24 protein-coding genes are annotated in these 25,637 nt (G+C 74.1%); 11 read left to right on the plus strand and 13 right to left on the minus strand.

The window, feature by feature from the left end; all coding sequences use genetic code 11:
• The first annotated feature begins 53 nt into the window (after positions 1-53).
• Entirely contained in the window at positions 54-950 is an 897-nt protein-coding gene (gene iolB, locus AC3EVP_RS22060; RefSeq protein ID WP_435132316.1) for a 5-deoxy-glucuronate isomerase, read from the plus strand.
• The gene (gene iolD / locus AC3EVP_RS22065; protein ID WP_435132098.1) at positions 947-2,797 is read left to right on the plus strand and encodes a 3D-(3,5/4)-trihydroxycyclohexane-1,2-dione acylhydrolase (decyclizing); all 1,851 of its coding nucleotides are present in this window, start codon (positions 947-949) and stop codon (positions 2,795-2,797) included. The genes iolB and iolD overlap by 4 nt, the downstream gene beginning before the upstream one ends.
• 356 nt (positions 2,798-3,153) lie before the next feature.
• Here the strand turns inward: iolD and aroA are convergent, their stop codons facing one another.
• The 4 genes from aroA to AC3EVP_RS22085 form a co-directional block, all read right to left on the minus strand.
• Positions 3,154-4,389, minus strand: a complete 1,236-nt coding sequence (aroA, locus tag AC3EVP_RS22070; protein ID WP_435132101.1) for a 3-phosphoshikimate 1-carboxyvinyltransferase — start codon at positions 4,387-4,389, stop codon at positions 3,154-3,156.
• Between the two features lie 425 nt (positions 4,390-4,814).
• Positions 4,815-5,438 carry a bifunctional 4-hydroxy-2-oxoglutarate aldolase/2-dehydro-3-deoxy-phosphogluconate aldolase gene (locus AC3EVP_RS22075; RefSeq protein ID WP_435132104.1) on the minus strand — a complete coding sequence of 208 codons (624 nt, stop codon included), beginning with the start codon at positions 5,436-5,438 and terminating at the stop codon, positions 4,815-4,817.
• Positions 5,439-5,638: 200 nt separating this feature from the next.
• Complete coding sequence (locus AC3EVP_RS22080) at positions 5,639-6,460, minus strand: AIM24 family protein (RefSeq protein ID WP_335979631.1); 822 nt, start codon at positions 6,458-6,460, stop codon at positions 5,639-5,641.
• A gap of 94 nt (positions 6,461-6,554) precedes the next feature.
• Positions 6,555-7,889 carry an ROK family transcriptional regulator gene (locus AC3EVP_RS22085; protein ID WP_335979632.1) on the minus strand — a complete coding sequence of 445 codons (1,335 nt, stop codon included), beginning with the start codon at positions 7,887-7,889 and terminating at the stop codon, positions 6,555-6,557.
• A 148-nt stretch (positions 7,890-8,037) separates the two neighbouring features.
• Between AC3EVP_RS22085 and AC3EVP_RS22090 the strand changes: the two genes are divergently transcribed.
• Genes AC3EVP_RS22090 through AC3EVP_RS22105 form a run of 4 tightly spaced genes read left to right on the plus strand, consistent with a single transcriptional unit; the run spans position 8,038 to position 12,616 of the window.
• Positions 8,038-9,357 (plus strand): ABC transporter substrate-binding protein, encoded by a 1,320-nt coding sequence (locus AC3EVP_RS22090; protein ID WP_335979633.1) that lies wholly within the window; start codon positions 8,038-8,040, stop codon positions 9,355-9,357.
• Between the two features lie 16 nt (positions 9,358-9,373).
• On the plus strand, positions 9,374-10,378 hold the full coding sequence (locus AC3EVP_RS22095) for a carbohydrate ABC transporter permease (protein WP_435132109.1): 1,005 nt from the start codon (positions 9,374-9,376) through the stop codon (positions 10,376-10,378).
• Positions 10,371-11,240: a carbohydrate ABC transporter permease gene (locus tag AC3EVP_RS22100; protein ID WP_435132112.1), complete on the plus strand. Its 870-nt coding sequence runs from the start codon at positions 10,371-10,373 to the stop codon at positions 11,238-11,240. Before AC3EVP_RS22095 ends, AC3EVP_RS22100 begins: the two co-directional genes overlap by 8 nt.
• Before the next feature lie 20 nt (positions 11,241-11,260).
• Positions 11,261-12,616 (plus strand): GH1 family beta-glucosidase, encoded by a 1,356-nt coding sequence (locus tag AC3EVP_RS22105; protein ID WP_435132115.1) that lies wholly within the window; start codon positions 11,261-11,263, stop codon positions 12,614-12,616.
• Between the two features lie 73 nt (positions 12,617-12,689).
• On the opposite strand, the gene allB is transcribed toward AC3EVP_RS22105, so the two are convergent.
• On the minus strand, positions 12,690-14,066 hold the full coding sequence (gene allB / locus AC3EVP_RS22110; RefSeq protein WP_435132118.1) for an allantoinase AllB: 1,377 nt from the start codon (positions 14,064-14,066) through the stop codon (positions 12,690-12,692).
• 211 nt (positions 14,067-14,277) lie between these two features.
• On the opposite strand from allB, the gene AC3EVP_RS22115 reads away from it, so the two are divergent.
• Positions 14,278-15,030 carry an IclR family transcriptional regulator gene (locus AC3EVP_RS22115; protein ID WP_335979642.1) on the plus strand — a complete coding sequence of 251 codons (753 nt, stop codon included), beginning with the start codon at positions 14,278-14,280 and terminating at the stop codon, positions 15,028-15,030.
• 102 nt (positions 15,031-15,132) lie between these two features.
• Here the strand turns inward: AC3EVP_RS22115 and AC3EVP_RS22120 are convergent, their stop codons facing one another.
• Together AC3EVP_RS22120 and AC3EVP_RS22125 are read right to left on the minus strand one after the other, a co-directional pair.
• Complete coding sequence (locus AC3EVP_RS22120) at positions 15,133-15,459, minus strand: DUF5955 family protein (RefSeq protein WP_335979644.1); 327 nt, start codon at positions 15,457-15,459, stop codon at positions 15,133-15,135.
• Positions 15,460-15,565: 106 nt separating this feature from the next.
• Complete coding sequence (locus tag AC3EVP_RS22125; RefSeq protein WP_435132122.1) at positions 15,566-17,575, minus strand: protein kinase family protein; 2,010 nt, start codon at positions 17,573-17,575, stop codon at positions 15,566-15,568.
• Between the two features lie 128 nt (positions 17,576-17,703).
• On the opposite strand from AC3EVP_RS22125, the gene AC3EVP_RS22130 reads away from it, so the two are divergent.
• From AC3EVP_RS22130 to AC3EVP_RS22140, 3 genes are all read left to right on the plus strand, one after another.
• Positions 17,704-18,327, plus strand: coding sequence for a nucleotidyltransferase family protein (locus tag AC3EVP_RS22130; RefSeq protein WP_435132125.1), 624 nt, complete (start codon positions 17,704-17,706; stop codon positions 18,325-18,327).
• A 134-nt stretch (positions 18,328-18,461) separates the two neighbouring features.
• Positions 18,462-20,081 carry a malate synthase A gene (gene aceB / locus AC3EVP_RS22135; protein ID WP_335979650.1) on the plus strand — a complete coding sequence of 540 codons (1,620 nt, stop codon included), beginning with the start codon at positions 18,462-18,464 and terminating at the stop codon, positions 20,079-20,081.
• The gene (locus AC3EVP_RS22140) at positions 20,078-20,584 is read left to right on the plus strand and encodes a GNAT family N-acetyltransferase (protein ID WP_435132128.1); all 507 of its coding nucleotides are present in this window, start codon (positions 20,078-20,080) and stop codon (positions 20,582-20,584) included. The genes aceB and AC3EVP_RS22140 overlap by 4 nt, the downstream gene beginning before the upstream one ends.
• A 65-nt stretch (positions 20,585-20,649) precedes the next feature.
• On the opposite strand, the gene AC3EVP_RS22145 is transcribed toward AC3EVP_RS22140, so the two are convergent.
• The 6 genes from AC3EVP_RS22145 to AC3EVP_RS22170 all read right to left on the minus strand — a co-directional run bounded on the left by AC3EVP_RS22145 (position 20,650) and on the right by AC3EVP_RS22170 (position 24,667).
• Positions 20,650-22,059 carry an 8-oxoguanine deaminase gene (locus AC3EVP_RS22145; RefSeq protein WP_335979654.1) on the minus strand — a complete coding sequence of 470 codons (1,410 nt, stop codon included), beginning with the start codon at positions 22,057-22,059 and terminating at the stop codon, positions 20,650-20,652.
• Positions 22,060-22,072: 13 nt separating this feature from the next.
• Entirely contained in the window at positions 22,073-23,026 is a 954-nt protein-coding gene (gene pucL / locus AC3EVP_RS22150) for a factor-independent urate hydroxylase (protein ID WP_435132131.1), read from the minus strand.
• 4 nt (positions 23,027-23,030) lie between these two features.
• Positions 23,031-23,435, minus strand: a complete 405-nt coding sequence (gene uraH / locus AC3EVP_RS22155) for a hydroxyisourate hydrolase (protein ID WP_435132134.1) — start codon at positions 23,433-23,435, stop codon at positions 23,031-23,033.
• A complete protein-coding gene (uraD, locus tag AC3EVP_RS22160; RefSeq protein ID WP_435132137.1) occupies positions 23,432-23,932 on the minus strand; it encodes a 2-oxo-4-hydroxy-4-carboxy-5-ureidoimidazoline decarboxylase in 501 nt (166 codons plus the stop codon). The genes uraH and uraD overlap by 4 nt, the downstream gene beginning before the upstream one ends.
• 94 nt (positions 23,933-24,026) lie before the next feature.
• Positions 24,027-24,407, minus strand: a complete 381-nt coding sequence (locus AC3EVP_RS22165) for a helix-turn-helix domain-containing protein (protein ID WP_335979663.1) — start codon at positions 24,405-24,407, stop codon at positions 24,027-24,029.
• A complete protein-coding gene (locus AC3EVP_RS22170) occupies positions 24,404-24,667 on the minus strand; it encodes a YkoF family thiamine-binding protein (protein WP_435132139.1) in 264 nt (87 codons plus the stop codon). The genes AC3EVP_RS22165 and AC3EVP_RS22170 overlap by 4 nt, the downstream gene beginning before the upstream one ends.
• 215 nt (positions 24,668-24,882) lie before the next feature.
• Between AC3EVP_RS22170 and AC3EVP_RS22175 the strand changes: the two genes are divergently transcribed.
• Positions 24,883-25,623, plus strand: coding sequence for a hypothetical protein (locus tag AC3EVP_RS22175; RefSeq protein WP_335979668.1), 741 nt, complete (start codon positions 24,883-24,885; stop codon positions 25,621-25,623).
• The last annotated feature ends 14 nt before the right edge of the window (positions 25,624-25,637 follow it).

Below are 25,637 nucleotides of genomic sequence, written 5' to 3' on the forward strand. Positions count from 1 at the left end.
GAGCCGGTACGGGCACGACGGACTGCGACCGGCCCCGGACACGGGCCCGGCATGTGCCGGCCGGAAGCACGGCACGGGACGGCTACGACCTGTGGGTGGACCCGCGGTCGGCCGGCTGGGAGCACTCCGCGCTGCGGGTGCTGACGCTGGCGCCCGGCGGCTCGGCGGACTTCGCGGCGGGCGGCAGCGAGTGGGTGGTGCTGCCGCTGGGCGGGGGCTGCACCGTGGACGTGCAGGAGGCCGGGCCCGGCGCGCGGCCGCGCTCGTTCACCCTGCGCGGCCGCGCCGACGTCTTCTCCGGCACCACCGACTTCTGCTACCTGCCGCGCGACAGCCGCGCGGTGATCGGCAGTACGGACGGCGGCCGGTTCGCGCTGGCGGGCGCGCGCTGCGCGCGGCGGCTGCCCGCACGCCGGGTCCCGGCGTCCGCGGTGCCGGTGGAGCTGCGCGGCGCGGGCAGCGCGAGCCGCCAGGTGAACAACTTCGCGGCGGCCGACGTGCTGGACTGCGACCGGCTCATCGCCGTCGAGGTGCTGACCCCGGGCGGCAACTGGTCGTCGTACCCGCCGCACAAGCACGACGAGGACGGGCCGCACGAGACCCGCCTGGAGGAGATCTACTACTACGAGCTGCGCGGCGGCCCGGCCGCGATCGGCTACCAGCGCGTCTACCCCTCGCCGACGGGCAGTGGCGACGTGCTCGCCGAGGTGCGCGGCGGCGACGCGGTGCTGATCCCCGACGGCTGGCACGGCCCGAGCATGGCCGTGCCCGGCTACGACATGTACTACCTGAACGTCATGGCCGGGCCGGGGCCGGTGCGGGCCTGGCTGATCAGCGACGACCCGGCGCACGCCTGGGTGCGGGAGACCTGGCGCGACCAGCGGCCCGACCCGCGGCTGCCGCTGTACCGGGCGCCGCGCGCCGCCGAGGAGGAAGAGGAGGACGTATGAGGCTCACCGTCGCGCAGGCGCTGGTCCGCTTCCTGTCCGCGCAGTACACCGAACGCGACGGCGTACGGCACCGGCTGGTCGCGGGCATGTGGGGGATCTTCGGCCACGGCAACGTCGCGGGCGTCGGCCAGGCGCTGCTGGAGGCCGGGCCGGAGGCGATGCCCTTCCACCAGGGCCGCAACGAACAGGCGATGGTGCACGCCGCGGTCGGCTACGCGCGCACCACGCACCGGCTGTCCGCGATGGCCTGCACCACCTCGATCGGCCCCGGAGCGACCAACCTCGTCACCGGCGCCGCGCTGGCCACCGTCAACCGCGTGCCGGTGCTGCTGCTGCCCGGCGACGTCTTCGCCACCCGCCCCGCCGACCCGGTGCTCCAGCAGCTCGAAGTGCCCTGGGCGTACGACGTGTCGGTGAACGACGCGCTGCGGCCGGTCTCCCGCTTCTTCGACCGGATCTGGCGGCCGGAGATGCTGGCGCCCTCGCTGCTCCAGGCGATGCGGGTGCTGGCCGACCCGGCCGACACCGGCGCGGTCACGCTCGCCCTGCCGCAGGACGTGCAGGCCGAGGCGTACGACTTCCCCGACGAGCTGTTCCGGACCCGGGTGTGGCCGGTGCGGCGGCCGGTGCCCGACGCCGGGGCGGTCGCCGAGGCGGCGGCGCTGCTGCGCGGCGCGCGGCGGCCGCTGGTCGTGGCCGGCGGCGGGGTGCGGCACTCCGAGGCGGGCGCGGCGCTGGCCGCCTTCGCCACGGCGACGGGGATTCCGGTGGCCGAGACGCAGGCCGGCAAGGGCGCCGTGCGCTGGGACCACCCCGGCAGCCTCGGGGGTCTGGGCCACACCGGTACGGCGCCGGCGGACACCGCCGCGCGCGCCGCCGACGTGGTGCTCGGCATCGGCACCCGCTGGACGGACTTCACCACCGCGTCCGGCTCGCTGTTCGGCCCGCGGACCCGGTTCGTGAACCTCAACGCGGCCGCGTTCGACGGCCACAAGATGGCGGGGCTGGCGCTGACCGGTGACGCCCGGGCCGGGATCGAGGCGCTGGCCGCGGAGTTGGGCGGCCACCGGTTCCCGGTGCCCGAGGACCAGGCGGCGGCCGTCGCCGACTGGCGGGCCCGTACGGACGCGGTGTTCACCGGCGCGGGCCCGGACAGCGGACCGGCGGGGGGCCTGTCGCAGGGCGAGGTGATCGGCGCGCTCGACGCGGTGCTGCACGACCGCGACGTGCTGGTCAACGCGGCCGGCTCGCTCCCCGGCGACCTGCACCGGCTGTGGCGGGCCCGCGACCCCGGGCAGTACCACCTGGAGTACGGCTACTCCTGCATGGGGTACGAGATCCCCGCCGCGATCGGCGTGAAGCTGGCCGCCCCCGACCGCGAGGTGTTCGCGCTGGTCGGCGACGGCACCTACCTGATGCTGCCCACCGAGATCGTCACGGCCGTGCAGGAGGGCATCCCGATCAACGTGGTCATCGTGCAGAACCACGGCTACGCGTCGATCGGCGGGCTGTCCGAGCAGGTCGGCGCCGAACGCTTCGGCACCGCCTACCGCTTCCGCGCCCCCGACGGCTCCTTCACCGGCGCGCCGCTGCCCGTCGACCTCGCGGCCAACGCCGCCAGCCTCGGCCTGGAGGTCCACACCGCCCGCACCGCCGAGGAGTTGCGCGCCGCGCTGGCCGCCGCCCGCGCCTCGCCGCGCCCCACCGCCGTCCATGTCACCACCGACCCGGACCGCCCGGGCCTGCCCGCGCAGGCCTGGTGGAACGTCCCCGTGGCCGAGACCGCCACCCGCCCGGCGGCCGTCGCCGCCCGCGCGGCCTACGACGCGGCGAAGGGCGCGCGCTAGGCCGTGTCTGACAAATAGCGTCGTCCCGCCCAAAGGGCGGGGGCCGACGGGGCCTGGTGCTCCCCCATGGCCTACGGCATGGGCGGTGCCCCCTGATCGCAAGGCGGAGGGTGGGGGTCCCTCCCAGGCGAAGCTCTGGGGGAGAGAGCGCAGCGGGCTGCGCCGACGACCGACAACGCTGGGGGCACCTCCCGCCGAAGGCAGGGGGAGAGCGTGCGTGCCAGGCCCCGCCCCCATGGCCAGGAGGCATGGGGGCGGGATTTGTCAGACACGGCCTAGGCCGGCCCGGACGGCGGGCGCTCAGCCGCCGGACGGGCCTCCAGGGCGTCGAGCTCCGTGCCCGCCCCGGGGGCGGGTCAGACGTCCCAGGTGCGGCGCAGGTCCGCGAAGAAGGAGTGGAACTGCGGGAACGTCTTCTTCACGCACCCCGGGTCATCGAAGGTGGTGCCCGGGGTGCGCAGCCCCGCGACGGCGAAGCTCATCGCGATGCGGTGGTCACCGTGGCAGGCGATCTCCACCGGCCGCGGTGTGCCCGGGCGGATCTCGATCCAGTCCCGGCCGGTGGCGACCTCGATGCCCTGCGCGCGCAGGTTCAGCGCGCACGCCTCCAGCCGGTCGCACTCCTTGACGCGGGTGTTGTAGACGTCCTCGATCCGGACCGGGCCGTCCGCGAAAGGCGCGATGGCCGCGAGGGTCGGCATCGTGTCGGAGATGTCCCGCATGTTGGCGGTCAGGCCGTGCAGGGTGCCGGTGCCGGTGACCGTGGTGGCGTCGGCCGTCGTCTCCACGTGCGCGCCCATCCGGCGCAGCACCTCCACGAAGCGCAGGTCGCCCTGGAGGGCGTCGCGGCCCAGCCCCGGAACGGTGGCCGTGCGCCCGGCCAGCGCGGCCGCGGCGAAGACGTAACTGGCGGTGGAGGCGTCCGGCTCGATCGGGTAGTCCTGGGCGCGGTAGCCGCCCGGCGGGACCACGAAGGTGTCACCCTCGCGGGTCACGTCGACGCCGAAGCGGCGCATCATCGCGAGCGTGATCTCCACGTACGGCACCGACACGATGCCGGTCACCCTGATCCGCAGGCCCTCGGCGGTGAGCGGGCCGACCAGCAGCAGGGCGGTGAGGAACTGCGAGGACAGGCTCGCGTCCAGGTCGATCGCGCCGCCCTTGAGGCTGGCTGCCGCCAGCCGCAGCGGGAGGTGGCCCTCCTGCTCCTCGTACGCCAGGTCCACGCCCAGGGTGCGGAGCGCTTCGGTGAGCGGGGCGACCGGGCGGCGGCGCATCTGCGCCGACGCGTCGAAGCGGAAGGTGCCGTGGCCGGCGGCGGCGAGTGCCGGCAGGAAGCGGGCGGCGGTCGCCGCGTCCCGCGTGAACACCTCGGCCCGGTCCGCCGGGGGGCCGGCCGGGCGGCCGGTCACCCGCCACTCGCCCTCGCGCCGCTCCACCTCGTACCCGAGCCGGGTCAGGCCCTCGGCGAAGCCCTCCGTGTCGTCCGATACCAACGGGCCGCGCAGCACCGTCGTCCCGTCGGCCGCCGCCGCCAAAAACAACGCCCGCGCGGTCACGGACTTCGAACCAGGCACACCCATCACGGTCACCCGCCGATTCTACGGTTCCCTGCGGGTGCGTCGTGGCGGGCCGCGGGTGCGCCCTGCCCCTCCCGGGTGCGTCGCGGTCCGCGGCTGCGTCGTGGCGGGCCGCGGGTGCGCCCTGCCCCTTCTGGTGCGTCGCGGTCTGCGGGCGCGTTGTGGCGGGCCGCGGGTGCGCCCTGCCCCTGGCGTACGTGCGGCTGCTCCGCAGCGCACAGCACCGGACCACGGCGAGCAACCACAACAGGGGCGCGGGGAACTGCGCGCGCAACCACCCACCGGGCGGCACCCGGCCGACTAGAGGCACCCCCACGGCGGGGAACCGCAAAACCCACCGCACCGCACCCGGCCGACGACACGTACCCCCACGGCGGGGAGGCGGGGCCGCCGGCCTGCGGCCGGCGGCGAGCGGCTGAGCCCCCGGCGGGGAACCGTCAGGAGGAGTCGGCCAGGCGGTCGAGGAGTTCGGTGAGGCGCTTGGTGACCGTGGAGCGGTCACCGTCGGTGAGGGCGGAGCCCATGCCGACGGCGACCGCACCCGCGGCGACCCAGTCGGGCGCCTGGCTGACGGTGATGCCGCCGATGGGCAGCAGCGCGGCCTGGGGGATGATCGCGCGGACGTCCCCGACCCAGGCGGGGGTGAACGCGGTCGCCGGGTAGAGCGTGAGCGCGTCGGCCCCGAGCTCCATCGCCCGGACCGCCTCGGTGGGCGTGGCGACCCCGGGGAAGACCGGAATCCCGTAGCGGTGCCCGGTGCGCAGCACCGACTCCTCGAGGTTGGGCGACAGCAGGAAGCGGGCGCCCGCGTCGATCGCCATCCGCGCGGAGACCTCGTCGAGCACGGTGCCCGCGCCGATCACCGCGTCGTCGCCGACCTCGCGCACCAGCGTGGTGACGGCTTCCAGCGCGAACGGCGTGGTCAGGGAGATCTCCAACGTCGTCAGGCCGGCCGACAGCAGCGTGTCCGCGGTGGCGGCGGCCTGGTCGTAGCTCTCGCTGCGGATCGTGGCGAATACCCGCTGGGCCAGCGCGGCCCGGGTGATCTCCCAGCGGTACACGGCTGTCGGTCCACCTTCCTGCGCGGATGCCACGCGCGGGTCATGCGGGGCTGCGGGATGCACGTGATCAGACGCTACCTGCCGGGCGGTACCGCCTTGGACCCCGGCGGAGGAGCTGTCACCGCACCGTGACATGAGAGGAGCATGAGACCCGAGGTGCGGGCCGGTCAAGGCGGCCCGCACCGGGGAAGCGGAACCGCTCAGCCGGCGTGCGTGGAGAACAGCCCGCCGGTCGGCCCCTGCTTGTCGCCGCCCTGCGCCTTCTTCAGCGCGTTGGCCAGCCCCTCGATCGTCATGGACTGGAGGATGACCTGCCCGTTGCCCTCCAGCGTGGCCAGCGACAGGCCCTCGCCGCCGAAGACGGCGTTCATGATGCCCTGCCGGTTGAGCCCGCCGATGCGCTGCACGCCGTACTGGATGCCCTCCTCGAAGGCGACGATGCAGCCGGTGTCCACCTCGATCCGGCCGCCGAAGTCGGCCGGGTTGAGGTCGATGAAGTTGCCGGCGCCGGCGATGATCACGGTGCCGGTGCCGGTGAACTTCTCCAGGATGAAGCCCTCGCCGCCGCTCATGCCCTGCCGCCCGCCGGCGAAGGCGATGCCGAAGCGGACGCTCTCCTCGGCCGCGACGAAGGCGTCCTTCTCGGCGAACCAGGCGCGCGAGCCGTTGAGTTCCAGGGCGCGCATCTCGCCGGGCAGCACCCCGGCGAAGCCGACGGTGCCCTCGCCGCCGGCGGCGGTGAAGTACTGGAAGGCCAGCGACTCGCCGGCCAGGGCGCGCTGGCCGACCTGCATCGCGGTGCCCATCGCCTGGCGCAGCAGCCCGCCCATGCCGCCGCCCTGCCCGCCGGGGCCGCCGCCCTGGCGGTTGCCGCCGCCGGGGCCGCCGAGCCGGGTCTCCATGCTGACGTTGGCGGTCTTGAAGAGGAACTTGCCCGCCTCGCAGTACACGGTCTGCCCGGGGTCGAGGCTGCAGACGGCCATCTGCATGGCGTTGCCGACGATCTGCTGTCGAAGGGTCATGGGCGGGCTCCTGGGGGCATGCTCGGCAAAACGCGACAATACGGTGCGAAGGCGGGCGTTCCGCGGTGCCCGCGGTGCGCCCCGCACCGACGTGTCAACGTACCGTCCGGGCGGATCGGTTCCGTACCGGAGCGCCGGGAACGCCACCCGAACGTGACCCGCGGCCCGCCGCCTGGGGCGAGGGGCCCCGGTCCTGCGCGGGCAGCCGCACCGGCCGCTCGCCGCCGGTGTCGAGGAAGCGGGCCAGCGGCAGCGTCGCGGCGCCGACGGTGACGGCGTCCGCGCCGAGCCGGCCGAGTTCGATCGAGGTCTGCGCGCAGGGGTGGCGCAGCGCGTACGCGGCGGCCACCTCGCGTACGGCGGGCAGCAGCCGGGGGCCCAGCAGCAGCCCGGCCCAGCCGCCGATCACGATCCGCTGCGGGTTGAAGAGGTTGATCAGGTCGGCGATGCCCGCGCCGAGGTACTCCGCGGCCTCGGCGAGCACCTCGGCGACCTGCGGGTCGTGGTCGGCGGCGGCCAGCAGCGCGGCGAGCGCGGTCTCCTCGCTGACCCCGCGCGGCGCGTGCGGCCAGCGGCGGAGCAGCGCCTCGGCGCCGACGTACGCCTCCAGGCAGCCGCGCGAGCCGCAGCGGCAGGCGCGGCCGCCGACCCGCAGGGTGGTGTGCCCCCACTCCCCCGCGCTGCTGCTGGCGCCGCGGTAGGGGCTGCCGTCGGCGACCACGCAGGCGCCGACGCCGGAGCCGATCAGGGCGATCACCACGTTGCGGAAGCCGCGGCCGCCGCCGAACCACATCTCGGCCTGGCCGAGGGTCTTGGCGCCGTTGTCGATGAACAGCGGCAGGTCGGTGCCGGCCCGCAGCAGGCGGCCGAGCGGCACCGCGTCCCAGCCGATGGTCTGGCCGTGCACCACGATGCCGTCGCCGATCCCGGCGGCGGCGTCCGGCGGCTCGCCCTGCGCCACGATGCCGGGCACGCCGATGCCGACGCCCAGCACCTCCCGCTCGTCGACGCCGGCCTCGCCGACCACGGCGGCGATGCCCTCCAGGGCGAGCCGGACCACCAGGTCCACGTCGTGCCCGCTGTCGGACAACGGCAGGTCCGCCGACGCCCGTTCGGTCAGGGCGAGGTCGAACAGCTCGACCCGCACCCGGGTCTCGCCGACGTCCACGCCGATCACGTGGCCGTAGCCGGGGGCGACCTGGAGCAGGGTGCGCGGGCGCCCGCCGTCGGAGTCGACGGCGCCCGCCTCCTCGACCATGCCGTCCGCGATCAACTCTCCAACGACGTTGCTGATCGAGCCGGCGCTCAGGCCGGTGTCCCGGCCCAGCTCCTGCCGGCTGAGGGGGCCTTCGAAATACAAATGACGCAGAAGCGAGGCACGGTTGCCGCGCCGCAGGTCACGCACCGTGCGCTTGGCCCGCTCAGCCATCTGGGCTCCCCTCTGCTCCGCCCCGCTGGAACCTATCGCTGCACGGGGTCTTGACGCCACCTTTTCTCACAAGTTAAATCACGGCCTGAATTAAGTCACAGGCGCTGTTCACTTCCTGAAGCGACCCCACCCCTGAGAGGGAACCGTTATGCGCACCAACAGAGTCTTCGCGGCCACCGCCCTCGTGGCCGCGCTGGGCCTCACCGCAGCCGCGTGCGGCGGTGGTTCGAGCGACAGCAGCAGCGGCAAGAACGGCAGCGACAAGGGCGTCACCCTGACGTACTGGGCGAGCAACCAGGGCACCAGCCTCGGCAACGACAAGCAGGTGCTCACCCCGGAACTCAAGAAGTTCGAGCAGCAGACCGGCATCAAGGTCAAGCTGGAGGTGATCGGCTGGGCCGACCTGCTCAACCGCATCCTCGCGGCGGCCACCTCCGGCCAGGGCCCGGACGTGCTGAACATCGGCAACACCTGGTCGGCCTCCCTCCAGGCCACCGGCGCCCTGCTGCCGTTCGACAGCGCCAACTTCACCGCCATCGGCGGCAAGGACCGCTTCGCCGCCTCGGCCATCGCCGCCTCCGGCGCGGCCGGCCAGGACCCGGCCGCGGTGCCGCTGTACTCCGAGTCGTACGGCCTGTACTACAACAAGAAGATGTTCGCCGACGCCGGCCTCCAGCCGCCGACGACCTGGGCCGAACTGGACGCCGACGCGAAGAAGCTGACCAAGGGCGGCGTGCACGGCATAGCCGTCGAGGGCAGCAACGGCGCCGAGAACATCCACCACGCGTTCGTGCTCGCCAAGCAGCGCGGCGCCGACTGGTTCGACTCCTCCGGCAAGCCCACCTTCACCGGCGACGCCAACGTGGCCGCGGTCAAGCAGTACGTCGACTTCATCGCCAGCGGCGAGGCCGCCAAGGGCGACGCGGAGTACGACCAGAACCAGACCATCACCGACTTCGCCACCGGCAAGGCGGCGATGATGATGTGGCAGTCCGCCGCCGCCACGATCAAGGCGCACGGCATGTCGCAGGACCAGTACGGCGTGGTGCCGGTGCCGACCCAGACCGCCGGCGCGACCGGTGACGCCGGGATCACCTCCATGGTGGCGGGCATCAACATCGCGGTGTTCAAGAGCACCAAGCACCAGTCCGCGGCGCTGAAGTTCGTGAACTTCATGACCAGCCCGGCCGAGCAGAAGATCCTCAACTCCACCTACGGCACGCTGCCGCCGGTCACCGCGGCGCAGAGCGACCCGGCGTTCCAGACGCCCGACCTGAAGACGCTGGCGAGCGTGCTGTCCAAGTCGGCCGCGCCGCTGCCGCAGGTGCCCAACGAGAGCCAGTTCGAGACCACCGTCGGCACCGCCATCAAGGACCTGTTCGCCGACGCCGCCGGCGGCAAGTCGGTCACCACCGCCGACGTCAAGGCCGCACTGGTCAAGGCGCAGTCGCAGATGCCCGCGTCCTGAGGATCGGCTCTCCCCCATGACTGCCACCACACCCCTGGAAAGCGCCCCCGAGGCCGGTCCCGACAGCGGCAAGCCCGCTGGCCGGGGCCGGCTCCGGCGGCGCGTCACGGCACGGCTGCGCCAAGGCGGCCTGCCCTACCTGCTGTTGCTGCCCGCGATCCTGCTGGAACTGCTGATCCACATCGTGCCGATGCTCTTCGGCATCCTGATCAGCTTCAAGGGCCTGACGCTCTTCTACATCCGCAACTGGAGCACCGCCCCCTGGACGGGCTTCGACAACTACAAGATCTCGGTCAAGTTCCACCAGCCGATCGGCGAGGCGCTGCTGCACTCGTTCCGGGTGACGCTGGAGTTCACGGTGCTGTCGGTCGGCCTGTCCTGGCTGATCGGCACCGCGGCGGCGATCCTGATGCAGGAGACCTTCCGCGGCCGGGCGGTGATGCGCGCGATCTTCCTGGTGCCGTACGCCCTGCCGGTGTACGCGACGGTGATCACCTGGACCTTCATGTTCCAGCAGAACACCGGCCTGGTGAACCACGTGCTCCACGACCAGCTGCACCTGACGTCGGACAAGTCGTTCTGGCTGATCGGCGGCAACAGCTTCTGGGCGCTGCTGATCGTCTCGGTCTGGAAGTCCTGGCCGTTCGCGTTCCTGGCGCTGATGGCCGGCCTGCAGAACATCCCGCGCGAACTGTACGAGGCCGCCGCCATGGACGGCGCCGGGGTGTGGCAGCAGATCCGGAAGATCACGCTGCCCTCGCTGCGCCCGGTCAACCAGGTAATGGTGCTGGTGCTGTTCCTGTGGACCTTCAACGACTTCAACACGCCGTACGTGCTGTTCGGTTCGGCGCCGCCGCACCAGGCGGACCTGATCTCCCTGCACATCTACCAGTCGTCGTTCATCACCTGGAACTTCGGCGAGGGCTCGGCGATGTCGGTGCTCCTGCTGCTGTTCCTGCTGCTGGTCACGGCGGTCTACCTGCTGCTCACGTCCCGGAAGCGAGGCGACGCCGATGCCTAGGACCTCAGTACCGCGGTCCCCGATGGCGCAGCCCAGGTCGTTCGTCTGGACCCGGCGCGTCGTGCTGACCCTGCTGCTGCTGTTCGTGCTCGTGCCGGTCTACGTGATGCTCAGCTCCTCGCTGAAGAGCCTGTCGGACGTGCAGGGTTCGTTCCAGTGGATTCCCCGGCACGTCACGGTCAAGCCGTACGTCGACATCTGGCACACCATCCCACTGGCGCACTACTTCGCGAACTCGCTGATCGTGTCGGTGAGCGCGACGGTGCTGTCGGTCGCGGTGGCGATCTTCGCGTCCTACGGTGTCAGCCGGTACCGCTTCGTGGGCCGCCGGCTGTTCACCGTCACGGTGCTGTCCACCCAGATGTTCCCCGGCATCCTCTTCCTGCTGCCGCTGTACCTGATCTTCGTCAACATCGGGAACGACACCGGCATCACGCTCAACGGCAGCCGGCTCGGGCTGGTCATCACCTACCTCACCTTCTCCCTGCCGTTCTCCATCTGGATGCTCGTCGGGTACTTCGACTCGATCCCCCGGGACCTGGACGAGGCGGCGAAGGTCGACGGCTGCGGGCCGATGGGCGCGCTGTTCCGCGTGGTGGTGCCGGCCGCGATCCCCGGCATCGTGGCGGTGAGCGTCTACGCCTTCATGACCGCCTGGGGCGAGGTGCTCTTCGCGTCGGTGATGACCAACGAGGGCACCCGCACGCTCGCGGTGGGCCTGCGCGAGTACGCCACCCAGAACGACGTGTACTGGAACCAGGTCATGGCCGCCTCGCTCGTGGTGAGCGTCCCCGTGGTCGCCGGATTCCTGCTTCTTCAGCGTTACTTGGTGGCCGGGCTGACCGCCGGCGCCGTCAAGTGACCCCCAGCGAAAGGCAACTCGTGAACGACCTGAGCGCTCTTCCCGCGGATTTCCTCTGGGGGGCGGCCACCGCCGCCTACCAGGTCGAGGGCGCGGTGGACGAGGACGGCCGGGCCCCGTCCATCTGGGACACCTTCTCCCACACCCCCGGCAAGGTCGCGGGCGGCGACACCGGCGACGTCGCCTGCGACCACTACCACCGCTGGAGCGAGGACCTGGGGCTGATGAAGTCCCTTGGCCTGGACGCCTACCGGTTCTCCATCGCCTGGCCGCGGATCGTGCCCGCGGGCGGCGGCGCGGTCAACCAGGCGGGCCTGGACTTCTACGACCGACTGGTGGACGGCCTGCTGGAGGCGGGCATCACCCCGAACGCGACGCTCTACCACTGGGACCTGCCGCAGGCGCAGCAGGACCGCGGCGGCTGGCCGGAGCGGGAGACCGCCGAGCGGTTCGCCGAGTACGCGGCCGTGGTCGGGCAGGCGCTCGGCGACCGCGTCACGTACTGGGCGACCCTCAACGAGCCGCTGTGCTCGGCCTGGATCGGCCACCTCGAAGGCACCATGGCCCCGGGCTGGACCGACCTGACCGCCGCGGTCCGCACCTCCTACCACCTGCACCTGGGCCACGGGCTCGCGGTACAGGCGCTGCGGGCCGCGCACAGCGGACTGCAGATCGGCATCGTCAACAACCTCAGCCCGTGCCTGCCGGCCAGCGACCGCGCGGCGGACGTGGCCGCCGCCCGGCGCGCCGACGGCCACACCAACCGCTGGTGGCTCGACCCGATCCACGGCCGCGGCTACCCGCAGGACATGGTGGACCTGTACGGCGTCGAACTCCCGGTCCGGGACGGCGACATGGAGCTGATCGCGGCGCCGCTGGACTGGCTGGGGCTGAACTACTACTTCCCGCAGTACATCACGGACGACCCGACCGGCCCGGCACCGTGGGCGAAGATGGCCTACCGCCCGGGGGTGCCGCGCACCGCGATGGACTGGGAGGTCGACGCGGACGGCCTGGAGTCGCTGCTGGTCCGGCTCAAGGAGGAGTACGGGCCGCACAAGATCTTCGTCACGGAGAACGGCTCCGCCTACCGCGACGTGGTCGGCCCGGACGGCCAGGTGGACGACCCGGAGCGCACGCGGTACCTGGAGGACCACCTCGCCGCCTGCGCCCGAGCGGTACGGCGCGGGGTGCCGCTGGCCGGCTACTTCGCCTGGTCGCTGCTGGACAACTTCGAGTGGGCATACGGCTACGACAAGCGCTTCGGCCTGGTGCACGTCGACTACGCCACGCAGCAGCGCACCATCAAGGGCAGCGGGCGGCGCTACGCCGACATCGTTGCCGGGCACCGCAGGAAGGGGCGTCGCGCGGCCTGACCCGCGCGACCGGTGGACCCGGCGGCGTGTCCCGCTCCAGGGGCGTGCCGCCGGGTCCGCTGCTGTCCGCGGCTCAGTTCCGGGCGGCCGGGCGGGTGATGAGGCGGCCGGCCGGCTCGCCCGTCGCGCGGGCCGGGCCGGCGCCGCCCACCTGCCCGGCGACGAGGCGGCCGCGCAGGTAGGTGGCGCGGACCACGCCGTGCAGGGTGCGGCCGGCGTAGGCGGTGATCGGGTTGCGGTGGTGCAGCCGGGCGGGGTCCACGGTGAAGGTCCGCTCCGGGTCGAGCACCGCGAAGTCCGCGTCGCGGCCCGGGGCGATCGCACCCTTGACCGCGTCGAGCCCGGCCAGCCGGGCCGGACCGGCCGACATCCAGCCGGCCACGTCGGCGAGGGTGTGCCCGCGCCGGCGGGCCTCGGTCCACACCGCGGGCAGGCCGAGCTGGAGGGAGGAGATGCCGCCCCAGGCGGTGGCGAAGTCCCCGGTGTCCTGGTGCTTGAGGTCGATGGTGGACGGCGAGTGGTCGGAGACGACGCAGTCGATGACGCCGTCGGCGAGCGCCTGCCACAGCACGTCCTGGTTGGCGGCCTGCCTGATCGGCGGGCAGCACTTGAACTCCGTCGCGCCGTCGGGGACTTCCTCGGCGGTGAGGGTGAGGAAGTGCGGGCAGGTCTCCACGGTCAGCCGGACCCCCTCCCGGCGGGCGGCGGAGATCAGCGGGACCGCGCCGGCGGAGGACAGGTGCAGGACATGCACCCGGGTGCCGCGTGCGGCGGCCAGTTCGATCAGCCCGGCGATCGCGTGGTCCTCGGCGGCCGGCGGGCGGGAGGCGAGGAAGTCCGCGTAGCGGCGGCCGCCGCGCTGCGGGGCGCCCTCGATCAGCGCCCGGTCCTCGGCGTGCACGATGAGCAGGCCGTCGAAGCGCGCCAACTCGTCCATCGCCTCCGCCAGTCCGGGCCGGTCCAGGTGCGGGAACTCCTCGACGCCCGAGGGCACCAGGAAGCACTTGAAGCCGAAGACGCCCGCGTCGTGGAGCGCCTCGAGGCCGGCGGTGTTGCCGGGCACCGCGCCGCCCCAGAAGCCGGTGTCGGTGTGCACCCGGCCCACGGCGGCGGCGCGCTTGACCTCGAGGTGGGCCGCGGTGGTGGTGGGCGGCAGGCTGTTGAGCGGCATGTCCACCAGGGTGGTGACGCCGCCGGCCACGGCGGCCGCGGTGGCGGTGGCGAAGCCCTCCCACTCCGCGCGGCCGGGGTCGTTGATGTGTACATGGGTGTCCACCAGGCCGGGCAGCAGCACGTCGTCGCCGAGGTCGGTGCAGCGGGCGCCGGGGGGCGGCACCGCGTCGTGCGGCAGCACCGCGGTGATCGTGCCGCCGGCGACGAGCACCGCTGCGGGCCGTTCGCCCTCCGGGGTGACCACCCGCGTCGAGCGCAGCACCTGCTCCTCCACCATGCGACCTCCGCCGTCCGGCCCGCTTCAACGTTCTGTTGACGGACATGGTGGGCAGCGCGCCCCGGGACGTCAAGGGCGGTAGGATTCCGCGAAGCGAAAACCTCCTTCCGCGCAGGAGGTGCGGCACCCCCGGGCGCGGCCCGCCGCGAGGTCCGCCACAGGTCCGTCACAGTGGTCCGCCACAGGTCCGCCACGAACGAGGGGAACGCAGGTGCCTGCTGACCGCGCCGGAGGCGTGCAGTCGCTCGCACGCGCCTTCGACCTGCTGGAGCGGATGGCCGACGCGGGCGGCGAGGTCGGGCTGAGCGAGCTGTCGGCCGGCAGCGGGCTGCCGCTGCCGACCATCCACCGCCTGATGCGCACCCTGCTGGACTGCGGCTACGTCCGCCAGCAGCCGAACCGGCGGTACGCCCTGGGCCCCCGGCTGATCCGGCTCGGCGAGAGCGCGTCCCGGCTGCTGGGCACCTGGGCCCGCCCGTACCTCGCCGAACTCGTCGACGCCACCGGCGAGACCGCGAACATGGCGCTGCTCGACGGCGACGAGGCGGTCTACGTCGCGCAGGTGCCCTCGCGGCACTCGATGCGGATGTTCACCGAGGTCGGGCGGCGGGTGCTGCCGCACTCCACGGGCGTCGGCAAGGCACTGCTGGCGCAGCTCCCGGACGAGCAGGTGCGGGCGCTGCTCGGGCGGACGGGGATGCCGGCCGCGACCGAGCACACCCTCACCGACCCGGACGTCTTCCTCACCGCGCTGGAGCGGGTCCGGGCACAGGGCTACGCCGTCGACGACAATGAGCAGGAGGCCGGGGTGCGGTGCCTGGCGGTCAGTGTGCCCGGTGCGCCGACCGCCACGGCGATCTCGATCTCCGGCCCGGCCGGGCGGGTGACCGAGGCGGCCACGGCCGCGATCGTGCCGGTGCTGCGGGACGTGGCCGGGAAGTTGGCGCTCGCGCTGACGACGTGAGGCGCGAAGGCGCGTCCGCGCGGGGAGCCCGTGCCGATGGAGCGCGTGCCCATGGAGCGCGTGCCCATGGAGCGCGTCAACAGGTGCACGCGGGCGCACGATTCAGGGGCGTGGTGGGGCCAGCAACTCGACGGCCTCGCGCAGGGCGTCGAGCGGGGCGGCGAGCGCGCTCACCGAGCCGATCACGGCCACCACCAGGAGTAAGGAGTGGCGCATCCGCTCGCAGTCCGCCGGGTCCGGCACCTGGTCCATGGCCGCGGCCGTCCGTGCCAGCGCGTCGAGTTCGTCCTCGGCGACGGCCCGGTCCGGCAGCGGCCGCCGGTAGGCGATCAGCTCCCGGCGCATCCGGCCGACCGCGGCCGCCAGGCCGGCGCCCAGCCCGCTCCCGGCCGGGCCCGTGTCCGCACCGCCGCACCCGTTGTCGAGCACGCGCGTCTCCCCCACCGCCACGTATGACCCACCCTTGCGTCGAACTGCGCCCGGGCGCCGTCCGGCAAGGGGCGCCCCGGGGCCGATCAGTATTCGCCAACCGGCGTTATTCCGCCACTGAGTTGACGAAATCTGCGCTGATTCCCGTACCCGGGGCGGAACGGCCGGCCACCTCGTGCCAGACGGTGACGTCGAACACGGCTGCGGTGTCCGGGTTCTGACGGGTCGGCAGCTGACGGAACGTCACCAGTGCGGTGACGGTGCCGTCGGCGGAGCGCACGCACAGCCGGGTGCCCGCGCCGAGCGTGGCCGCTTGGACGGAGTCCACGGCGTTCGAGGACTGGCAGGTGGCGGCGGTCCCGGCGCGGCCGGCGTCGATCAGGGCGAGGGTGTCCCGGGAGCGGTCCACGGTGAAGGCGCCGGCGTCCGCGGTCAGCCCGAAGTCGCCGCTGTAGGTGCCGGAGCCGACGGTCGGCGGGTCGGAGCGCAGCGACACCCCGTGGCCGGGCGGCAGCTTCAACTGCTGGTAGACCAGGCCGGTTTCGGGCGGTGAACCGGTGGCGCCGCCACCGGGCGGCGGCGAGGTCGCCCCGGGCGACGGCACCCCCTGGGCGGGCGGCGTCGTCGTGGGCGAGGGCTGCGGAAGGCCGCCCTGCGGCTCCTGGGACCCGACGGACGGCTGCCCGCCGCCCGAGGACAGCGCGACCGCGGCGGTGGCCGCGACCGCGACACAGGCGACCGCGGCCACCACGCCGACCGCCTTGCGCCGCTTGCGCGGCAGAGGCAGCGGCACATGGACGTACGGGGCGCGCGGCCACTGCTGCGGGTGCCACAGGTAGGTGCCCGGCGGACCGGCGGGGGGCGCGGGCGCCGGTACGGGAGCCGGTGCCGGTACGGGCGCCGGTGCCGGTACGGGCGCGGGAGCTGCGGCGTCGGGCCGTACCGGCTGCGGGCGCGCGGCCTGGGACGGCGGCCCGGCCGGGGGCGGGGAGAAGTGCGGCGGGGGTATCGCCGGGAGGATCGCGGCGAGCAGCGGTGCGGGCAGCCAGGACACCGGGCGGGACTCGGGCGCGGCCTGCGCGCACATCGTGGTGATCTGGGCCAGCGAGGGCCGCAGCGCGGGGTCCTTGATCAGGCAGCGGGTGACGATCTCCCGCAGCTGGCCCGGGAGTTCGTTGAGGTCCGGCTCCGCGCTCTGCACCCGGGAGCCGTCGCCGAAGGGCGCGGCGCCGATCGAGGCGTACGCGGCTATCTGCCCGAGTGCGAAGACGTCGGTGGCGGGCCGGGCGGGCTGGCCGGCGGCCTGCTCGGGTGAGCGGAAAGCGGTCGCCTCACCGACCGCGGCGGGTCCGTCCGCCGCGCCGGAAGAGCCCGCGGCCGCACCCGCGCCCGGCTCCGTACCGGTCCCCGGCTCCGTACCTGTGCCCGCGGCCTGTTCGCGCGCCGCAGCGGCGTCCGCGCCCTCGCCCGTGCCCGTACCGGCAGCGGCACCGGCACCGGCACCGGCACCGGCACCGGCACCCGTACCCGTGCTCGCGCCCGCCGGATCGGCGCCTTCCGCGACCCACGCCAGCCCGTGGCCCTTCACCCGGGGACCGTCGCCGGCGAGCAGCACATGCGCCGGCCGCAGCCCGCCGTGCACCACGCCGGCGTGGTGCATCGCCTGGAGCCCCTCGGCGAGCGCGGCGACCAGCCGCAGCACCACCCCGGTGGGCAGCGGCCCCGCGCCCTCGACGGCGGCACGCAGCGACAGCGACGGCACGTAGCCGGTGGCGATCCAGTACCGCTCGCCCTCCCGCCCGCTGCCGACCACCGGCACCGCCCGCGGCCCGGGCACCCGCGCCGCGGCCTGCGCGTCCTGGTGGAAGCGGGCGGCGAAGCCGTCGGCGGTGGTGAGTTCGGGGCGGATCACGGTGAGCGCGACCGGCTGCCCGCCGGGCTCGTAGGCGAGGTAGGTGACGCCCGCGGCGCCCGGCCCGTCCGCGCCGAGGCGCGCGCCGATGCGGTGCCCGGACACGCTCGCCGGGTCCTCGTCGGCGAGAGGTGCGAAGACCGGGCCGCGGAAGTCCGGCCCGAGGTCCTGACCGAAGTCCGGACCGGTGTGCGCTGGCCCCATCAGTCCCCTCAGTCCCCGTTCTTCACCTGGCAACCGCCCCCACCCGCAACAGGGCCAGACGATACCGGAACACGCCGCGCCGAAGGCGCCCTGTTCCGCGGCCGTGACACGCGGGGTATGCAGGACGGATGAACACACAGGGCGAGGTGGCCGGACTGCTGCTGGCGGCCGGTGGCGGGCGGCGGCTCGGCGGGCGGCCGAAGGCGCTGCTGGCCTACCGGGGGCGGCCGCTGGTGGAGCACGCGGTCGCGGTGCTGCGGGCGGGCGGCTGCGGGCCGGTGCACGTGGTGCTGGGCGCGGCGGCGCGGGAGGTGCGCGAGCACGCCGAGTTGGCCGGCTGCGTGCTGGTGGACAACCCGCACTGGGCCGGCGGCATGGGCTCCTCGCTGCGCGCGGGGCTGGCGTCGCTGGCCGCCGCGGCGGCGGAGCCGGGCGGGCCGGTCGCGGCGGTGGTCTGCCTGGTGGACCAGCCGGGGGTGCCGGGCGCGGCGGTGGCGCGGGTGGTCGCGGCGGCCCGGGCCTCCGGGGACCTGCCGTCGGGGCTGGCCGCGGCGGTGTACGGCGGCCGGCGGGGGCATCCGGTGCTGTTCGGCGCGAGCCGCTGGGCGGGGGTGGCGGGCAGCGCGGAAGGGGACCGCGGGGCGCGGACGTATCTGCGCGCGCACGCCGGGCAGACCGTGGCGGTGGAGTGCGGGGACCTCGGCGACCCGGCCGACATCGACACTCCGGCCGACCTGCGGCTGCTCGGCTGAACGGCGGGCCACCCGCACCACAGAACGTTGAACTTCCGCACTGCGAAAACTATGATCCGCTGTGCAGAAGTGAGCGCGCGCCCCGGGTGTGCCCCGGCCCCGTGCCACCCCCGCCTCCCGGAGGAGTGACCCGCATGTCAGCAAGCGCGCCGTCCCCGGCCGCCGTCTCCGCGGCCGCCGGTCCCGTACCCCGCTCGCAGGAGGTGCTGACTCCCGAGGCGCTGACCTTCGTCGCCGAGCTGCACCGGCGCTTCGCCGCCCGCCGCGACGAGCTGCTGGCACTGCGCAGGGAGCGCCGCGCCGAGATCGCCCGCACCGCCACCCTGGACTTCCTGCCGCAGACCGCGCACATCCGCGCGGGCGACTGGCGGGTGGCCGACGCGCCGCCCGCGCTCCAGGACCGCCGGGTGGAGATCACCGGGCCGACCGACCGCAAGATGACGGTCAACGCGCTCAACTCCGGCGCCCGCATCTGGCTCGCCGACTTCGAGGACGCCTCCGCCCCCACCTGGCACAACGTCGTCAGCGGCCAGCTCAACCTGACCGACGCCTACGAGCGCCGGATCGACTTCACCTCGCCCGAGGGCAGGAGCTACGCCCTCAAGGACGCCGCCGAGCTGGCGACGGTGGTGGTGCGCCCGCGCGGCTGGCACCTCGACGAGCGGCACCTGACCGTCGACGGCGAGCCGGTCGCCGGCGCCCTCGTCGACTTCGGCCTGTACTTCTTCCACAACGCGCAGCGCCTGCTGGACCTCGGCAAGGGCCCCTACTTCTACCTGCCGAAGACCGAGTCGCACCTCGAAGCGCGGCTGTGGAACGACGTGTTCGTCTTCGCCCAGGAGTACACCGGCATCCCGCGCGGCACCGTCCGCGCCACCGTGCTGATCGAGACGATCACCGCCGCGTACGAGATGGAGGAGATCCTCTACGAGCTGCGCGAGCACGCCTCGGGCCTGAACGCGGGCCGCTGGGACTACCTGTTCTCGATCGTGAAGAACTTCCGGGACGCCGGCGAGAAGTTCGTGCTGCCGGACCGCAACGCGGTGACGATGACCGCGCCGTTCATGCGCGCCTACACCGAACTGCTGGTGCGCACCTGCCACAAGCGCGGCGCGCACGCGATCGGCGGCATGGCCGCCTTCATCCCCTCCCGCCGCGACCCCGACGTCAACAAGCTGGCCTTCGAGAAGGTCAAGGCGGACAAGGACCGCGAGGCCGCCGACGGCTTCGACGGCTCCTGGGTGGCCCACCCCGACCTGGTGCCGATCGCCCGCGCCTCCTTCGACGCGGTGCTGGGCGAGCGCCCGCACCAGAAGGACCGGCTGCGCGAGGACGTGCACGTCACCGCCGCCGAGCTGATCGACATCGCCTCCCTGGACGCCCGCCCCACCTACGAGGGCCTGCGCAACGCGGTGCAGGTCGGCATCCGCTACATCGAGGCGTGGCTGCGCGGCTCGGGCGCGGTGGCGATCTTCAACCTGATGGAGGACGCGGCCACCGCGGAGATCTCCCGCTCGCAGATCTGGCAGTGGACCAACGCCGGGGTGGTCTTCGAGGGCGGCCGCCAGGCCACCGCGGAGCTGGTCCGGCAGGTCGCCGCCGACGAACTCCTCGCGATCCGGGACGAGATCGGCGAGGACGCGTTCATGGCGGGCAGGTGGGCCGAGGCGCACGACCTGCTGATCCGCACCGCGCTCGACGCGGAGTACGTCGACTTCCTCACCCTGCCCGCCTACCAGCACCTGGTGGGGTGAGCGCGGTGGCGGCGCCGGTGCTGCGCGACGCGACGGCCGCGGATCGGCCGCTGATCTGGCCGTTCCTGCAGCGGATCTGCGCCGAGGGCGAGACGTTCAGCTATCCGGTGGACCTCACGCAGGAGGTGGGCCGCGGCTACTGGATGCTCCCGCCGCCGGGCCGTACGGTCGTGGCCGCCGACGCCGGCGGCCGGGTGCTGGGCACCGCGAAGATGAACCCGAACCAGATGGGCAACGCCGGCCACGTCGCGAGCGCCAGCTTCATGGTCGACCCCGCGCACGCCGGGCGGGGCGTGGGGCGGGCGCTGTGCACGGAGGCGCTGCGCTGGGCGGCCGCGGAAGGCTACCGCGGGATGCAGTTCAACGCGGTGGTGGCGTCCAACACCCACGCGGTGGCGCTCTACCGGTCGCTGGGCTTCGAGGTGGTCGGCACCGTGCCCGACGGCTTCCGGCACCCGCGGCTGGGCTACGTGGGGCTGCACATCATGTACAAGTCGCTCTAGCGCCAGGGCCGCCGCCCGGCGGCAAGGGTCACCGGGCGGCAGTCGTGCGGCGGTTCTTCGGCGGTTCAGACCAGGCCGGCGATCCGGGCCAGGCGGCGGGCCTCGGCGCGGGTGAGCTTCGCGACGGCCTCCTCGTCGACCCGGGTGAGCCGGCCGTCCTCCACCACCGGGCGGCCGCCCACCAGCGACAGGGTGACCGGGGCGGCCGCGCCCAGCACCAGCGCCGCGACCGGGTCGGCGATCGAGGCGTGCCCGACGCCGTCGAGCCGCCACAGCACCAGGTCGGCGAGCTTGCCGGGCTCCAGGGAGCCGATCTCCCGCTCGCGGCCGAGCACTTGGGCGCCGCCGTAGGTGCCCAGGCGCAGCGCCTGCCGCGCGGTGAGCGCCTTCTCGCCGCCGCGCAGCCGGTTGACCAGCAGCGCGTTGCGCAGTTCGGTGTGCAGTTCGCCGGACTCGTTGGAGGCGGTGCCGTCGACGCCGAGGCCGACCGGGACGCCGGCAGTGAGCAGGTCCGGCACCCGCGCGATCCCCGCGGCCAGGCGCGCGTTGGAGGACGGGCAGTGCGCGACGCCGGTGCCGGTGCGGGCGAAGGCCGCGATGTCGGCGTCATTCATGTGCACGCAGTGCGCCATCCACACATCGCCGCCCAGCCACCCGGTGGACTCGAAGTAGTCCGTGGGGCCCATCCCGAACAGCTCGTGGCAGAACTTCTCCTCCTCCAGGGTCTCGCTGCCGTGGGTGTGCAGCCGCACCCCCTTGCGGCGGGCCAGCGCCGCCGCCTCCCGCATCAGTTCGGTGGAGACGGAGAAGGGCGAGCAGGGCGCGACGGCGATGTGCAGCATCGACCCGAAGGACGCGTCGTGGTGGGTGTCGATCGCGGCCTCGGTGGCCGCCAGCGCCTCCTTGGTGGCCTCCACCGCGAAGTCCGGCGGCAGCCCGCCGTCGGACTTCCCGCGGTCCATCGAGCCGCGGGCGGCGGTGAAGCGCACCCCGATCTCGGCGGCGGCCCGGATCTCCGCGCCGAGCAGGTCGCCGGTGCCGCGCGGGAAGACGTAGTGGTGGTCCATGGCGGTGGTGACGCCGCCGCGGACCATCATTGCCAGCGACCCGGCGGCGCCCGCGTACACCATGGGCTCGTCGATCCGGGCCCAGGTCGGGTAGAGCTCCACCAGCCAGTCGAAGAGGTTGCTGTCCTGGGCCAGGCCCCGGGTGAGCCACTGGTAGAAGTGGTGGTGGGTGTTGACCAGGCCGGGGGTGGCCAGGTGCCCGGTGCCGTCGATCCGGCGGGCGACTCCGGCGAGATCGGCGGGCGCGGGCCCGGCGCCGACCGCTTCGATGGTGCGGCCGGCCACCACGACGTGCCCGGAGGCGTACTCGGTGCCGGCGGCGTCCACGGTGGCGATCGCGCAGTTCTCGATCACCAGGCGCGGCTGCGCCGCGCCCCCCGCCGTACCGGTCGGGATCTGCTCTGCCATGCCTCGTGCCCTCTCAGTCCGTCACCGGGATCGCGGCCTGCGCGCCCTCGCGCAGCACGGTGCCCTCGATGAGCCCGTACGGGCGGTCGGCCGCGTAGTACACCTCGTTGTCGTTGGGCAGGCCGAAGGGGGCGAGGTCGACCAGGAAGTGGTGCTTGTTCGGCAGCGACAGCCGTATCTCGTCCACGCCGGGGGTCTGCTCGATGACGCGGGCGCCCATCGCGTACAGGGTCTGCTGGAGGGAGAAGGAGTAGGTCCGGGCGAAGGCCGCCAGCAGGTGGCCGCGCACCCGCGGGTACTGCTCCTCCCAGGCGGGCACCGGCTGGTCGTCGCTGCTCCAGGCGTGCCGCCAGCGGGCGTGGACCTCGGTGGCGAGGATGCGGTCGCGGGTCTCGGCCAGGGTGGTGAACTCGTCCCGGACGAAGCCGTGGAACTCCGAGTCGGTGGTGTTCAGCACCACCAGGTCCTTCAGCCCGGACACGACCTGCCAGCGCTCGCCGTCGTAAGCGGCCTCGGCGGTGCGGGTCTCGCGGGCGTCGCGGACGAAGGAGTGGCCGCTGTCCTGCGGCCCGATCCGGTCCCAGGCGTACTCCTCGACGCGGACCCGGGCGCGGTGGACGGCGTCCTGGCTGCTGACGAAGTGCCGGGCCAGCCGGATCGCGAACGCCTCCGCGGACGCCACGCCGTACTTCTGCGCGAAGGCGTAGACGGTGTTCTTGGTGGCGTCGGTGGTCAGCACGTTGGCGTTGGAGCCGGACAGGTGGACGTCGTCCATCGCGCCGGACAGCGCGATCGACACGTTGAGGTCCTTCAGGTGGTGGGTGGCGCCGTCGCGGACCACCCGCACCACCCGCACCTCGGCCTTGCCGTACTGGTTCTGGCCGAGGCGGGTCAGGCGGGCGGGCGCGGGGCCGGTATCCGGTGCGGTTCCGGCGTCCGGCGCGGGGCCGGTGTCCGGTGCGGTCATGGTGCTAGCTCCCTCGGTATACGGAGTAGCCGTACGGGCTGAGCAGCAGCGGTACATGGTGGTGCTCGCCGGGCGCGACCGCGAAGACGGCCGCCACCTCGGGGAAGAACGCGGCGCGGGCCGCGCCCGCCGGGTCCTGACCGGCCGGTCCGGTGAGGTAGGGCGCGACGGCGAAGCTGAGCCGCGCCTGCACGGCGTGCGCGGGCAGGGCGGGCAGGTCCGCGCAGCGGCCGTCGGCGTCGGTGGCCGAGGCGGCGTGCGCTTGCCAGGGCGCCCGCGGCCCGGTCCTGACCGCCAGTTCGACGCCGACGCCGGCCGCGGGGTGCCCGGCGCTGGTGTCCAGCACGTGGGTGGAGACCGAGGCCGGAGCAGCCTGGCCGGGCAGCGGGTCCTGCGGCACTGCCGTCATACGGGGTCCTCCTCGATGCGGCGGGTGAGCCTGATCCGGTTGATCCTTCCCAGTTCGGCCCGGACGATCTCGCGTTCGGCCGCCGCGCTGTTGCCGATCCGCTCCTTCAGCGCCGCCAGCATCTCGGCGCCGGTGCGGCCGGTGGCGCAGATCAGGAAGACCTGGCCGTGCGCCTGCTCGTAGGCGAGGTTGAGCCGGCGCAACTCGGCCCGCTCGCCGCCGCCGACACCGCCCTGCTCGCGCGCGGACTGCGCGTCACCCGGGGTGGGGCGGCCGATCGGCGGATGGCCGGCCACGGCCTCGCGCAGGTCGGCGGCGGTCAGCGCCGCCATGGCCGCGTCGCTCGCGGCGAGCAGGTCCTCCAACCGGGCGTACGGGCGCCCGGCCGCGACCGCGGCGGCCCACGCCCGGGCGGCGCACACCTCGTGCAGCAGTTCGGCGGCGCGGTCGCGGTCCGCGTTGAACCGGGCCAGACCCGGCGAAGCGCTGGTCGTCACCCTCGCAAACTACGAGCACCCGCACGGGCGCGTCAACAGTTTGTTGAACCCGTCCGCGGATGGCCGATCCACGGCATACCCCGGCGTACCGCGGCTACTTCGCGTCGTGGGCCGCGTCCTGCCGGTTCAGGTAGTTGTAGACGGTGAAGCGGCTGACCCCCAGCGCGGAGGCCGCCGTCTCCACGCCGTGCCGCAGCGCGAACGCACCGCGCTCCTCCAGCACCCGCACCACCGCCTGCTTCTCCCGGCGGCCCAACTCGTCCAGCGGGCCGTGCCGGCGCCGCAGGTCGGCGAGCAGGTGGTCCAGGGAGTCGGCCAGGTGCGGCAGCCGCACCGCGAGCGCCGGCGCGCCCGCCCAGCTCAGCACCACGTCGTCGGCCCCGGCCTCACCGGGCGGCAGCGCCTGCCCGCCGATGGCGTCCACCAGCGGCTGCACGGCGGCGGCGAAGGCGAGCCGCCCGTCGGTGTCGCTCACCGCTCCGCCCCGTCCACCACGCTGACCTGGAGTGATATCCGGGTGGCGCCCGCCTCCGTGGTCCGCCGCAGCAGCTCGCCGACCGCCGCGACCACCGCGTCCCGCTCGCCCTCCGCGGTGTTGCCGAACGGGCCGACCTCGACCGCCGCCAGCGCCCCGCCGGACTCCGCGTCCCACAGCACCTCGCGCGCGGTCAGCGCGTGCGCGGGCGGCTCCGCCAGGTCGAACGGCTCGGTGGTGAACTCCAGTCTCATGCGCACGGCGGCCCCCACGGTATCTGCGGCTCCTTGGGCCCTCCACCGCGGAGGCGGCCCGCAGGCGACCCTAACGGACCCCGCCCCCGGCGTACCGCCGCGCCTACTCCATCCGCTCACTGGTTGCGAAGGAAGGGTCCCAGCGGCGCCGGCTTCCTGCACTATGGGTGCACGACGCCCCGGCCCCCGAACCCGCCGGGGCCGGACAGGAGTTGCGAGCGATGGCTGAGAGCGTGCCGGTGCGCTGCCCCGCCTGCGGGCAGGAGCACGGCTACACCGCCCCGACGTTTCCGTGCGCCTGCGGCAAGCCGCTCGCCCCGCCGGTGCTGGCCGGCGGCGCGCCCGTGCAGGTGGTGCACCGGTCCTGGGACGACTCCTGGGTCCGGCTGCGCTGCCCGGAGTGCGGGCGCTCCGACCAGTGGCCGCAGCCGGAGTTCGACTGCGTGTGCGGGGCGCTGGTGCGGCTGCCGGTCGCGGGCTGCGCCGCCGAGCAGGGCGAGGTGCGGGTGCCGGTGCCGCATGAGGCGGCGCCGGAGCCGACCGGGCAGGTGCCGCCGCCGACCACCCGCCGGCCGCCCTTCCGCCCGGTCACCATCCGCACCGCCCGGGACGCGCTGAGCGCCGCCGCCCAGTACCTGAAGTGGCTGGGCTTCGGGAACGTCCGGCTGGCCGGGGACCGCACCGCCAACGGCATCGACCTGCGCGGCGACGACCTGGTGGCCCAGGTGGACCCGGCGACGCTGCCGACACCGCTGCGGGACGTGGAGTGCCTGTGGCTCAACTGCCTGCACGAGGACGCCACCGGCGCGTTCTTCTCGCTGGCCGGATACGCCCACGACGCGCGGCTGCGGGCCGACCAGCTCGGGGTGCCGCTGTTCGTGCTGGACCTGACCGGCACGCCCCAGCCGGTCAACGACGCCGCCGACCAGCTCACCCGCTCCGGTCCGCACCGGCCCGTGTGACGGCGGCCCGGGCC

It is taken from the genome of Actinacidiphila sp. bgisy144 (assembly GCF_057708105.1).